10 protein-coding genes and 1 pseudogene are annotated in these 12,890 nt (G+C 63.4%); 3 read left to right on the forward strand and 8 right to left on the reverse strand.

Going from position 1 to position 12,890, the window contains the following annotated elements; all coding sequences use genetic code 11:
* Positions 1 to 243: pseudogene (locus ABB30_RS15715) on the forward strand (IS4 family transposase); the annotation flags it as partial.
* Here ABB30_RS15715 and ABB30_RS06310 read toward each other — a convergent pair.
* The 8 genes from ABB30_RS06310 to ABB30_RS06345 all read right to left on the reverse strand — a co-directional run bounded on the left by ABB30_RS06310 (position 232) and on the right by ABB30_RS06345 (position 9,399).
* The gene (locus ABB30_RS06310) at positions 232 to 708 is read right to left on the reverse strand and encodes a hypothetical protein (RefSeq protein WP_057637472.1); all 477 of its coding nucleotides are present in this window, start codon (positions 706 to 708) and stop codon (positions 232 to 234) included. The pseudogene ABB30_RS15715 and the gene ABB30_RS06310 sit on opposite strands and share 12 nt — an antisense overlap.
* 134 nt (positions 709 to 842) lie before the next feature.
* Positions 843 to 1,811 (reverse strand): hypothetical protein, encoded by a 969-nt coding sequence (locus ABB30_RS06315; protein WP_057637473.1) that lies wholly within the window; start codon positions 1,809 to 1,811, stop codon positions 843 to 845.
* A gap of 124 nt (positions 1,812 to 1,935) precedes the next feature.
* The gene (locus ABB30_RS06320; protein ID WP_083489737.1) at positions 1,936 to 2,454 is read right to left on the reverse strand and encodes an SMI1/KNR4 family protein; all 519 of its coding nucleotides are present in this window, start codon (positions 2,452 to 2,454) and stop codon (positions 1,936 to 1,938) included.
* Between the two features lie 352 nt (positions 2,455 to 2,806).
* Positions 2,807 to 3,823 (reverse strand): class A beta-lactamase, encoded by a 1,017-nt coding sequence (bla, locus tag ABB30_RS06325; protein ID WP_083489730.1) that lies wholly within the window; start codon positions 3,821 to 3,823, stop codon positions 2,807 to 2,809.
* Between the two features lie 141 nt (positions 3,824 to 3,964).
* Positions 3,965 to 5,626 carry an MFS transporter gene (locus ABB30_RS06330; protein WP_057637476.1) on the reverse strand — a complete coding sequence of 554 codons (1,662 nt, stop codon included), beginning with the start codon at positions 5,624 to 5,626 and terminating at the stop codon, positions 3,965 to 3,967.
* A 156-nt stretch (positions 5,627 to 5,782) separates the two neighbouring features.
* Complete coding sequence (locus tag ABB30_RS06335) at positions 5,783 to 7,198, reverse strand: DcaP family trimeric outer membrane transporter (RefSeq protein ID WP_057637477.1); 1,416 nt, start codon at positions 7,196 to 7,198, stop codon at positions 5,783 to 5,785.
* Positions 7,199 to 7,363: 165 nt separating this feature from the next.
* On the reverse strand, positions 7,364 to 9,082 hold the full coding sequence (locus ABB30_RS06340; protein WP_057637478.1) for a cation acetate symporter: 1,719 nt from the start codon (positions 9,080 to 9,082) through the stop codon (positions 7,364 to 7,366).
* Positions 9,082 to 9,399, reverse strand: a complete 318-nt coding sequence (locus ABB30_RS06345; RefSeq protein ID WP_057637479.1) for a DUF485 domain-containing protein — start codon at positions 9,397 to 9,399, stop codon at positions 9,082 to 9,084. Before ABB30_RS06345 ends, ABB30_RS06340 begins: the two co-directional genes overlap by 1 nt.
* Before the next feature lie 421 nt (positions 9,400 to 9,820).
* Between ABB30_RS06345 and acs the strand changes: the two genes are divergently transcribed.
* Positions 9,821 to 11,764, forward strand: a complete 1,944-nt coding sequence (gene acs / locus ABB30_RS06350; RefSeq protein ID WP_057637480.1) for an acetate--CoA ligase — start codon at positions 9,821 to 9,823, stop codon at positions 11,762 to 11,764.
* 255 nt (positions 11,765 to 12,019) lie between these two features.
* Entirely contained in the window at positions 12,020 to 12,685 is a 666-nt protein-coding gene (locus ABB30_RS06355; protein ID WP_057637481.1) for a response regulator transcription factor, read from the forward strand.
* Positions 12,686 to 12,890 lie beyond the last annotated feature (205 nt).

Raw genomic sequence — 12,890 nt, forward strand, 5'->3', positions numbered from 1 at the left:
TTCCTGCTTCTGGTCAGCACCCTGGCCAGCTTCGTCAGCTGGCTTGCCGGCATGGCCTGCGAAGCAGCGGATATCGCCCACTGGTTGTGGCCGGTCAAAAGCACCCGAAAGCTGTATTCCACCCTGCGTATCGGCCGCGAAGCATTGGCCAGAGGCTGGCCACTGGGACCAGCATCGCGCTGCCTTGAACATCTCAGATCACCGCCACAGGCCGTCTTGGAGCAGATGTCTCTACGCCCGTGAAAACGTGGGGAAACCTAAGACTCTGACCCGTGTTTTCGCCAGCTCATCGTCCAGTGGCAGGTCCATATCTCCACGTACCTGCGATGCGGCACGAACCACCGCACCAGTCACCAGATACACCAACACCGTCTCCCCGCGTATCAACGTGGCATCACCGAATCGGGACGATGGCCAGCAGCCGATGGTGCCGAGTACACCCTGCCCAGGCGTTCGCACCTGCAACACAGCATTCAACGTGCCCTTGAGCGACCGCAGCACGCGCATCTGCGCAGTGCCATCGCCATGCTCCATGACCTCACCAACGAACACGGCATCCGCCCGCGCAGCCAGCTCATCCGCCAGCTGCGACTGTACAGCCAGCTCCTGTGCCTGGGTCTGCAGATACCGCTCACTCCCCACAACCAGCGACGGACATGCCGAAGCCAAAGGTGCCAACAAGCACAGCAACAAGACCAACTGGCGCATAGCAATCACCACACTCCTACCCATAAATCACCGGACACCATTAAGTGCACTCTGACCCGGGTTTTTGAAAGCGAAAGGCTAGGCCAGCGTGCTGCCGGAGTTGACGGGAAGCTCCTTACGGAATTGTTAGGCTGCTAGCCCATGATGTAGTCGTATACGATCTCAGCCTGCTGGCGTTCTAGCGCAAGCTCGCGATTACGGACTAGTGCATCAGAGACTTTCGCCCGATCGTCTCCATAACTCGTATAAATCAGCGATAGCGCAAAAACCAGGATGCTGTGGCACTGGTCGACGGAAAACGCGTTCCCAAGGTACTCGCGGAGCGTTGGGGCGTCGACAGCACATGCAGCCGACAATTCAGCGCCAAACTTCTGTAGTTGCTTAAGGTTCGATGGGTCTTTCGGGGGAGCGACCCGATAACGGCCGCGGCCAAAGTTGGCGATGCGAAAGCCTTCAATAGGCTTTAGCTCAAGGTGGCCGCGGTGATACATGTCAAAGTACACCTCGCGCTCTGTGCCATCCGAGGTGCGGACCCGGTAACAGTCTAGAAGATTCCCGTAAGGGCCCGTCCCCACGCTTCCTGCGCGGGTGAACTCCGGAGACTGTGCTTGGTTGTCGCGGAGGTTAGACAAGTATTCCTTCTCACCGCTAGGGTCTTCGCAACGAACTGGGTTCGTTTTGCTCCCCAACGGTCCGCTGACGTTGTGGTTGGCCATGGCATTTCGCGGCGCGCCAGACGCGGGCGATTCAAGCCACTCCTGCTCCTGCACAGTTATCGCGCCCCAGGCGCACGCCGCGATTTGCACTAGAGCGGAGGCTCCACCCCAGAAATCCGAGTACCTTGCGAAGTAAGTGACTGCAACCAAACAGCTTAGGCCGATGCAGCCAAACACAGCGATCTTGCGCCTGTTCGGGGCGACAAGTGTTCCAACCGCGCCGAGGATGAATCCAGACACGCCATGCAGAAAAAGCGCACTAATGACTACATTCCGGCCAGTATCAAGTGACCAGATTGAGAGATAGATACGTGTCACGAGCCATGACGCCATAAACGCCAAAGGCAAGAACAGGATCCATCGCGCGGTGTTTTTGATCAATTCCACACTCCCCTCCCCAAGAAGCGACGTACCTTACCTAGCAGCCTAACGTTCGACATGAGCGGCATGACCCGGCTTGCCGGGGCATGTCCGCTCGATGGAGGGGTTAGGCGGCTCTTTGCGCACGGAGCTACCTACACAAGCTGTCGATCTGCTCGGAAAAGCTAGGGTACGCTTCGTTTGCCCTTGCGAGCACCTCTGCAGCCGAGAGCTTGGCAATCCCCGAGTTCTCTTGGGCAAACAAGGTGAACTGAGCATTTGGCTTGCTATCTGGGCTTGGATAGGCGACAGCCTCATATGGACCCACACCATCTGCTAGTAGCCAAAGGTATTCGTCCAAACTGAGCGCCACAACACCCTTCTCGCCTTCCGAGCCAAGAAACACTACGGGCTGCTTCTCAATCGGTTGGTCCGGGAGAACAAGCCAGAAGGCAGCGTAGCCACCAGTACCGTCTTGCCCAAAGACCCGGAACTGCGAGCCGTCGATCGCGGCATTGCCTGTCCACGCTTTGAACCAGCTCGCATTCTCTTCCGCTGGGAAGAAGCTTTGGTACGGCTCAAAATCATATCCGTCGCCGTCGTCGTAATCGAACTCAAGTTGGTGGAGCTTGTGCAGCAGCGGCGGGAATGTGGTGTCCCAATTGCTCAATGGTCTCTCCTCAAGATGGTCTGAGCTGCCTAACACCTAGTAGGCCGCCTAATTGCGGCATATTTGCCGAGTCTGGCCGGAAGCGCGTCACTTGTAAACCTGCAGACGCCTTAGCAAGACTGGCGCTGCTTCGACGCATCACTGCGATATCGACTACTCCACCCGCGTGTTAGGCCGCAGTTCTACGGACGTATTGATTACCCCCGCGATGTAGCGGGTGTAATCCGGGCCGAAAACACGCCATGACGCGCTTTGGCCCTGCAACCAACTACGCAGGGCGCCGTTTCCTCGCAGCCCGGCGTTGCCACCGGGCGTTGCTGTTTCCCTGCCCGTTCCAGGCAGGGCGCTGCCCTCATTCCACAAACAAAAAATAGTCATGCGCGGCGCGTGCGAGGTTGGCAATCACCCGCTCGCGCTGGGCGGTATCGGCGGTGGATTCCATCAGCACGGCCACGATCACCTCGCCCTTGCCGTCAGGCAGGGTAATCACGCCGACATCGTTGATGACATCGCCCACGGTGCCGGTCTTGTGGGCGACGGGCGTATCAGGCGGCAGCACGCCGCGCAGGCGGCCTGCGCCGGTGCGGGTCTGGCCCATGATGGCCTTCAGTACGGCGGTGCTGTTGTCGCTGAGCACCTGGCCTTTCCACACGCTGGCCAGCAGCTGCGCCATCGCGGTGGTGGTGCCGCTATCGCGCGGGTCGCGGTTCCAGGCATCGGTATCGCGGCGGCGCACATCCGGGGCACGTACAAAGCGGTCCAGCACACCGTAGTCTTCCGGGCTGATGGGATTTGCCTGCGAGGCCGGGTTGCCCTGGTAGTTGGCCAGCAGCTCCCAGATGTAGCGGTCGATACGCACATCGTTGATGCCCAGCTGGCGCATGCGCTGGGTCACCGCATCGGTGCCACCACCCAGTTTGACCAGCATGTCGGTGGCGTTGTTGTCGCTGACCGTGATCATCATGTGCAGCAGGTCACGCACGCTGATGGACGAGCCCGGGGTGAGATGGATCTGCATCGGCCCACCCATTTCCGGGTAGATGTCGTTGGGCCCGATCACCACGTTCTGGTCCAGGCGCAGCTTGCCCTCGTCCACCAGGGTGAGGATGTGCACGGCCACCGGCACCTTCATCACGCTGGCCAGCGGGAAGGCACGCTCGCCATTGACGTGCACAGCACGACCGCTTTGCAGGTGCAGCATCGACACCCCCACCTCGCCGGGCAACATCGCCACCAGGCGCTGGGCCTCGTGCTGCAAGGGCGTGGCACTGGAGGCGGCAAACGCCGGCGCGGCGCACAGCAGGGCACCCAGCAGCAGGCTGCGGGCAATCATCGAACAACGCGGGGAAACAGCGGCACCAAGGCGCATGGCAGCAACTCCAACAAGACGGTATCACCGCATCTGAGCACAGCCCTGCACCATTGCCCACCTGCCGCAGGTCATGCCACACACAACAACGCCGGCCACAAGGGCCGGCGTCGGGGTCATTCCATTGAATCCACCAAATGCTTACTTGGTGATGTCCACGTCCTTGGTTTCGTGCAGGAACAGGGTGCCGACCACCACGGTCATCAGGGCGATGCCGATCGGGTACCACAGGCCGTAGTAGAGGTTGCCGGTGCCGGCGACCAGGGCGAAGGAAATGGCCGGCAGGAAGCCACCGAACCAGCCGTTGCCGATGTGGTACGGCAGCGACATCGAGGTGTAACGGATGCGGGTCGGGAACAGTTCGACCAGGTAGGCGGCGATCGGGCCGTAGACCATGGTCACGTAGATCACCAGCACCCACAGCAGCAGCACGGTCATCGGCACGTTGATGCGTGCGGTGTCGGCCTTCTCCGGGTAACCGGCATCCACCAGCGCGGTCTTCAGGGTGGCACCGAACTCGCCGCCCTTGGCCTTGAGCTCATCCTTGGACAGGCCGGCGGCCTCGTAGGAGGTCACGCTGTTGTCGCCCACCTTGACCACCGCCAGCGAACCGGCCGGTGCCGGCTGCACGGTATAGGGCACACCGGCGCGGGTCAGCGCGGCGGTAGCCACGTCACAGGAGTTGGTGAACTTGCGCACGCCCACCGGATCGAACTGGAAGGAACAGGTGGTCGGGTCGGCCACCACCAGTGCCGGGGAGTTGGTGCGGGCTTCCTCGATGGCCGGGTTGGCGTAGTGGGTGATTCCCTTGAACAGCGGCATGTAGGTGATGGCGGCCAGCAGGCAGCCGGCCATGATGATTTTCTTGCGGCCGATCTTGTCCGACAGCCAGCCGAAGAAGATAAAGAACGGCGTACCCAGGGCCAGGGCACCGGCAATCATCAGGTTGGCAACGGTGGCGTCGACCTTGAGCATGCTGGTCAGGAAGAACAGCGAGTAGAACTGGCCGCCGTACCAGACCACGGCCTGGCCAGCCGCGGCGCCGAGCAGCACCAGCAGCATCAGCTTGAAGTTTCCGCCCTTCAGGCTGTCACGGAACGGGGTCTTGGAGCCCTTGCCCTCGGCCTTCATCTGTTGGAACAACGGCGACTCGCTCAGCTGCAGGCGGATCCACACCGAAATGCCCAGCAGGATGATCGAGACCAGGAACGGGATGCGCCAGCCCCAGGCTTCAAAGGCTTCGGTGCCCAGGGTCATGCGGCAGATCAGGATGATCAGCAACGACATGAACAGGCCCATCGTGGCCGTGCTCTGGATGAAGCTGGTGTACAGGCCACGCTTGCCTTCCGGTGCGTGTTCGGCCACGTAGGTGGCCGCACCACCGTACTCACCACCCATGGCCAGGCCTTGCAGCAGGCGCAGGATGATCAGGATCACCGGGGCGGCAAAGCCGATCGTGTTGTAGTTGGGCAGCACGCCCACCAGGAAGGTGGAGATGCCCATGATCAGGATGGTGACCAGGAAGGTGTACTTGCGGCCGATGCGGTCACCCAGCGAGCCGAAGAATGCCGCACCGAACGGGCGGACGAAGAAGCCGGCGGCGAAGGCCAGCAGGGCAAAGATCATGCCCGTGGTTTCGTTGACCCCGCTGAAGAACTGCTTGGCGATGATGGCCGCCAATGAGCCATAAAGGAAAAAGTCGTACCACTCAAAGACCGTGCCAAGACTGGAGGCAAAGATGACCTTTTTGTGGCCCTTGGTGAGTTCGCCCTTGTGTGGGGCGCTGGCGCTGGTGTTGGACATAGGTGCTTCCCCTCCGAAGCAATCGTGTAGCGAGGCGGTGTTACGCGATGGAATGGTGCTGGCCAAACATGGGGGAGTTACATCGACAACAACTGCTGGTACTGCCGGTGTGGCGGGCACGGCGCAGCCGGCAGTGGGCTGCGCCGTGGATGTGGCTTAGAAGCTGTACTTGGTGGTGAACTGGACGCGGCTGATGTCGCCCTTGCGGCCATCCTCGATCTCGCGCACGCCGTACATCAGCTCGGCGCCGACATCGACCTTGGGCATCGGGGTGTAGAAGATGTTGCCGCGGATGGACTGCACGCTGCTGGTGACCAGCGGCCCCAGCGAGCTGTCATTGTCGTACTCGCTGCGGGCGTAGATCAGGTTGGTGCGCAGGGTCGGGCTGAAGGCGTGGCGCCAGCCGATGTAGCCGGCCAGCACGCCGGTCGGGTTGAGCTCATCGCGGGCGACGTCATAGGCCGTGTCGGCGGTGATGCCCAGGCCCACGTAGCGGGCAATGCCCTCGCCACCGCTGAGCTGGTAATGCAGGGTGTCGCTGCTGCCCATCACCCACTTGCCGCCCAGGGTCAAGCCACCGCCGATCTTGTCGGCATCGGCACCGGTGGTCTGGTTGTCCACCTTCAACTGGCGCAGCAGGCCGGCCACGCCGAAGGTGCCCCAATCCCCCTTCCAGCCATAACGCAGGGTCAGGTCAGGCAGGCTGCCACGGTCGGCATTGGCACTGACATTGGTCCACGCCCCGGTGACCGGGTTGCGGGTGCCGGTCAGGGTGGTGGTCTCCGGGTTTTCCAGGGCGATGCTGAAACCGCCGTTGGTGTAGCGCACCTGGGCCTGGCGCACGAACAGCACGCCGTCGGTGGGGCCGACGAAATCGGCCGCTTCCGGCAGTGCGCCGGCATCCATGAAGTTGGACCAGGTCTGGCCGGCCAGCCAGTTGTTCCAGTACATGTAGGCATGGCGCACGGTGGTGCCATAGGTGTTGGTGGCGGTCTGGTTGCCCAGCGCATTGCCGAAGAAATCCACTTCCAGCACCGCGCCGGCCTTGTCGCCCTTGTCGTTGGCGTGGTCCAGGCCGAAGGTCAGGCGCGAGAACTTGGCGTGGAAGTTGGTATCCCAGTCCGAGCGCTCGCCACTGCCGCCGGCCCCGTGCACCGGGGTCTGCCCGGGCAGGTACAGCGCGCGGCCGGTGGCATCGTCGGCCAGCTGGCCATCGCCGGTGGAGGTGGACAGGAAATCGGCCTTGATGAAGCCGCCGACGCGGAACGTGGTGCCCGGGTTGGCTGCCGGGGTGATACTGGTCAGCTGGATCGGCTGCTTGCCGGCCGGCACCGCTGCCGGGCTGGCGGCCTTGGCCTGGTCCACGTCCGCACGCAGGGCCTGCATCTGCTCGGCCTGCTGCGGCTGGGCGGCCAACAGGGCCTGCACCTGCTGTTCGAGCTGGGCAATGCGGGCTTCCAGCGCCTGTTCGCGCGGGGTATCGGCCAGGGCCAGGCCCGGTGCCAGCAGGGCCAGGGACATGGCCGCAGGCAACAGACGACGGACAACAGGGGCGCTATCACGAGGCTGCATCGGAACTCTCCGTAACAGAATATGAATATGACTAGAGAAAAGCGTCGAAGTGCAGACTGCCTGCGACGCGCCGCAACACACCATTAGCCATTGGTCGAAAGTGCCAAGGCCTGAAACAACGAAGGCCGGCAAAAGCCGGCCTTCGTCTGCAACATGGCTGGCGGATCAGTGATCCGACGCCTGGGCGGCACCGATGCCGGTTTCCGCCCGCACCTGCTGGGCCAGGTAGGCATCACGCTCGCCACGCGCACGCGCGCCACGGTCGGTGATGGAGAACAGCCAGATCGCGGCAAAGGCCAGCAGCATCGAGAACAGCGCCGGGCTGGCATACGGGAACGGCGCACTGCCGGCCACGTTGCCGAAGGTGTCTTCCCACACCGACGGCGACAGCAGGGTCAGGCCGACCGAGGACACCAGGCCCAGGAAGCCGCCGACCACCGCACCACGGGTGGTGCAGTCCTTCCACAGCAGCGACATGATCAGCACCGGGAAGTTGGCCGAGGCCGCCACGGCGAAGGCCAGCGAGACCATGAAGGCCACGTTCTGCTTCTGGAAGGCGATACCCAGCAGCACCGCCAGCACGCCCAGCACCAGGGTGGTGATGCGCGAGACCCGCAGCTCGGTGCCGCCCGGCGGGTTGCCCTTGTGCAGCACGGTGGAGTACAGGTCATGGGACACCGCCGAGGCACCGGACAGGGTCAGGCCGGCAACCACCGCCAGGATGGTGGCAAAGGCCACTGCCGAGATGAAGCCCATGAAGATGTCACCACCCACCGAGTGGCCGACCAGTACCGCAGCCATGTTGGTGCCGCCACGCAGGATGCCGGTGGCCGGGTCCAGATATTCCGGATTGGTCAGCACCAGGGTGATCGCACCGAAGCCGATGATGAAGATCAGCAGGTAGAAGTAGCCGATCCAGGTGGTGGCCCACAGCACCGACTTGCGTGCTTCCTTGGCATCGGGAACGGTGAAGAAGCGCATCAGGATGTGCGGCAGGCCGGCGGTGCCGAACATCAGCGCCATGCCGAAGGAGATCGCACTGATCGGGTCCTTGACGAAGCCGCCCGGGCCCATGATCGCCTGGCCGATGGCCGCCGCCTGTTCGGAAGTGGCACCACCGTCAGCGGCGATCTGCGCCTTGACCTGGACGGCGCTGGAGAACAGGCGCTCGACGTTGAAGTCGTACTGCCACAGCACTGCCACGGCCATGAAGGTCACGCCGAACAGCAGCAGGGTGGCCTTGATGATCTGCACCCAGGTGGTGGCGGTCATGCCGCCGAACAGCACGTAGACCATCATCAGGATGCCGACCATGACCACGGCGATCCAGTATTCCAGGCCGAACAGCAGCTGGATCAGGGCACCGGCACCGACCATCTGTGCGATCAGGTAGAAGGCCACCACCACCAGCGAGCTGGACGCGGCAAAGCCACGGATCGGGGTGGAGGCAAAGCGGTAACCGACCACGTCGGCAAAGGTGAAGCGGCCCAGGTTGCGCACGCGCTCGGCCAGCAGGAAGGTCAGGATCGGCCAACCGACAATGAAGCCGATGGCATAGATCAGGCCGTCAAAACCGGTCAGCATGACCGCCGCGGTGATGCCAAGGAAGGACGCGGCAGACATGAAGTCGCCGGCAATGGCCAGGCCGTTCTGGAAGCCGGAGATGCCGCCACCGCCGGTGTAGAAATCACTGGCCGAACGGGTACGCCCGGCGGCCCACTTGGTGATGCCCAGGGTGGCCAGGACGAAGGTGGCGAACATGATGATCGCCGTCCAGTTGGTCGGCTGGCGTTCGGTCTGGCCGAAATCACCGCCCGCGGCCACAGCCGCACCGGTGGCAGCGAGCAGGCCGAGGCCGGCCAGCAGGGGAACAATCTTGCGCATTACTTGCCGTCTCCCACGATCTGTCGGGTCATCGCATCGAACTTGGTGTTGGCCACGCGCACATACCAGGCGGTGGTGGCCATGCTCAGCACCATCAGGGCCAGGGCCACGGCAAAACCGATCGTGGTGACATGCCCGTCAACCAGGGGGCTGGCCAGCAGCTCCTTGTTGAAGGCCACCAGGCCGATGAAACCGAAATAGCTGACCAGCATCACGACGGTCAGCACCGCGGCGAGGCGGTTGCGACGTTGCCGCAGCTGCTGGTACAGCGGGTTGGCGGCAATGGCTTCCGGGCTGGAAGCAGTGGGGTTGGACATGGATAGCTCCGTAGGATCGTCACCAGCGCCCGCCAGGGACGGTGGTTGCATGGCCAAAAAAACCGTGCAAGGGTCCGCACTCCGCCACAGGGCAGAATGTTTCTCAGGGCCGGCAAGGCCGGGGTTGGGGGGTGCGGCAGGCCGCTACCGGTACAGGTGATCGTGTTCGTGGGGGGAACCCGGATCATCCGGGGCGCTGCGCCAAGCGCAGCGACCTGAACCAATAACGCATAGACAAAAAGACTGATGCGCCGCAGCAGGATACGCGCAAACCGATAGACATAAATGGCTGAATCGGGGCGCTTCGACCATTGTCTAGTGCTATTGCGGCCACCACCCCCAGTCAGCTGCGGCACACTGGCTGCAGAGGCAGCTGCGAGGGGCAGCTGTCAGATGATTGGTCATTGCAAGTGAGGGTGCCATGGCAGATATCCATCCGGTCGATCCGCAGTTCGCCGCCAGGGCGCGCTACGACAAGGCCCGCTATCAACAGCTGTACCAGCAGTCACTGGACGACCCGGAAGGGTTCTGGGGGCAACAGGCCCAGCGCCTGGACTGGTTCGTCAAACCGACCCGGATCAAGGATGTCAGCTACGCGCTGGAGGACTTCCGGATCAAGTGGTTCGAGGACGGCGTACTCAACGTCTCGGTCAACTGCCTGGACCGCCAGCTGGCCCAGCGCGGCGACAAGACCGCCCTGCTGTTCGAGCCGGACAGCCCTGATACCCCCGCCCGCCACGTCACCTATGCCCAGTTGCACGAGAAGGTGTGCAAGCTGGCCAATGCCCTGCGTGCGCTGGGCGTGGCCAAGGGCGACCGCGTCACCATCTACCTGCCGATGATCGTGGAAGCGGCGGTGGCGATGCTGGCCTGCGCCCGCATCGGCGCGGTGCACACGGTGGTGTTCGGCGGCTTTGCCCCCAACTCGATTGCCGACCGCGTCAGTGACAGCGGCTCCAAGCTGATCATCACCGCCGATGAAGGCCTGCGCGGCGGCAAGAAGGTACCGCTCAAGGCCAATGTGGACGCCGCACTCAAGCTGCCGGGCACCAACAGCGTGGAAACCGTGCTGGTGGTGCGCCATACCGGCGGTGCGGTGGCCATGCAGGCCCCGCGTGACCGCTGGTACCACGATGTGGTGGACAGCCAGCCGGCCCAGTGCGAGCCGGAACGGATGAACGCCGAGGACCCGCTGTTCATCCTCTACACCTCCGGTTCCACCGGCAAGCCCAAGGGCGTGCTGCACACCACCGCCGGCTACCTGCTCTACGCCAGCCTCACCCACGAGGCGATCTTCGACCTGCGCGAGGACGACGTGTACTGGTGCACCGCCGATGTCGGCTGGGTCACCGGCCACAGCTACATCGTCTACGGCCCTCTGGCCAATGGCGCCACCTCGCTGATGTTCGAGGGCGTGCCCAACTACCCCAGCGTGTCGCGCTTCTGGGAAGTGATCGACAAGCACCAGGTGACCATCTTCTACACCGCGCCGACCGCCATCCGGGCGCTGATGCGCGAGGGCGATGGCCCGGTCAAGGCGACATCGCGGGCCAGCCTGCGCCTGCTCGGCAGCGTCGGCGAGCCGATCAACCCGGAAGCCTGGCGCTGGTACTACGAGGTGGTGGGCGATGCCCGATGCCCGATCGTGGACACCTGGTGGCAGACCGAGACCGGCGGCATCCTGATTTCGCCGCTGCCCGGTGCGGTGGACCTCAAGCCCGGCGCGGCAACCAAGCCGTTCTTCGGCGTACAGCCGGCCCTGGTCGATGCCGACGGGCAGATCCTGGAAGGCGCGGCCGAGGGCAACCTGGTGATCCTGGACGCCTGGCCGGGGCAGATGCGCAGCGTCTACGGCGACCACCAGCGCTTCATCGACACCTACTTCCGCACCTACCCGGGCACCTACTTCACCGGTGACGGCTGCCGCCGTGATGCCGATGGCGACTACTGGATCACCGGCCGCGTGGATGATGTGATCAATGTCTCCGGCCACCGCATCGGCACTGCCGAAGTGGAAAGCGCGCTGGTCAGCCACCCCAAGGTGGCCGAGGCCGCCGTGGTCGGCTTCCCGCACGAGATCAAGGGCCAGGGCATCTATGCCTATGTCACCCTGATTGCCGACGAACCGGCCAGCGAGGAGCTGCACAAGGAGCTGATCAGCTGGGTACGCAAGGAGATCGGCCCGATTGCCGCGCCGGACCACCTGCAGTGGGCCCCCGGCCTGCCCAAGACCCGCTCGGGCAAGATCATGCGCCGCATCCTGCGCAAGATCGCCGAAAATGCCCCCGAGCAACTGGGCGACACCTCCACCCTGGCCGACCCCTCGGTGGTGGCCTCGCTGGTTGACCAACGCAAGGTCCGCTGACGCCGGAAAGAGCAGGAACGAGCCTGAAAGAGCAGGAACGAGTGGTGAGAAACGAGAAAAAAGTAAGTGCAACACCCCCACTCGTTCCTTTTTCTAGCTCCACCCACTCGTAGCTCGCTTCTCTACACTCGTTCCTCTTTCCTCGCTCCCCTACTCGTTCCTCGCTCCTCGCCCCACCCCACTCGTTCCTCTTTCCTCGCTCCACCCACTCGTTCCTCGCTCCTCGCCCCCTCCCCCATTACCGTTGTGCCTGCCATGCCTACCCTTCTGATTGCCGATGACCACCCGCTGTTCCGTGAAGCCCTGCGCGGGGCTGTGCAACGCGTGATGCCGGGGGTACAGCTGTTTGAAGCGGACAGCGTGCAGGCGCTGTACGCGCTGGCCGATGCCCACAGCGAGGCCGACCTGGTGCTGATGGACCTGAACATGCCCGGCGCCCAGGGCTTCAATGCCCTGGTCCACCTGCGCGCCCTGCACCCGCAGCTGCCTGTGGTGGTGGTATCGGCCCGTGAGGAGCCCAGCGTGATGCGCCGCGCGGTGGACCACGGCGCGGTCGGTTTCATTCCCAAATCCGCCGATTCGGACACCATCGGCCAGGCCCTGGCCGCGGTCCTGGACGGCGAGCACTGGCTACCCGAGGCGGCCTTGAACGAACCGCCCACCGATGCGGCCGAGCGCGAAATCGGCGCCCGCCTGCGCGAGCTCACCCCGCAGCAGTTCCGCGTCCTGCAGATGCTCGGCTCGGGCCTGCTCAACAAGCAGATCGCCTGGGAGCTGAGCGTTTCCGAAGCCACCATCAAGGCCCACGTCACCGCCATCCTGCGCAAGCTCGGCGCCACCAACCGCACCCAGGCCGTGCTGATGGCCGGCAAACTGGCCATCGACGGCGAAGGCATCGTGCTGCCGACCGAGGAAGACTGAAGGCGACAAACAGAAACGAGTGAAGAGGAACGAGCAACGAGGTGCCAGAAAAGAGTGAAGAGAAACGAGCAACGAGTGGAAAAGCCGGCAGCCGCTGCTTTTACTCGTTCCTTTTTCCTCACAACTCGTTCCTGCTCCCTCGTTCCTCTTTCCTCACAACTCGTTCCTGCTCCCTCGTTCCTCTTTCCTCACAACTCGTTCCTGC

It is taken from the genome of Stenotrophomonas ginsengisoli (genome assembly GCF_001431485.1).
Taxonomy (GTDB): Bacteria; Pseudomonadota; Gammaproteobacteria; order Xanthomonadales; family Xanthomonadaceae; genus Stenotrophomonas; species Stenotrophomonas ginsengisoli.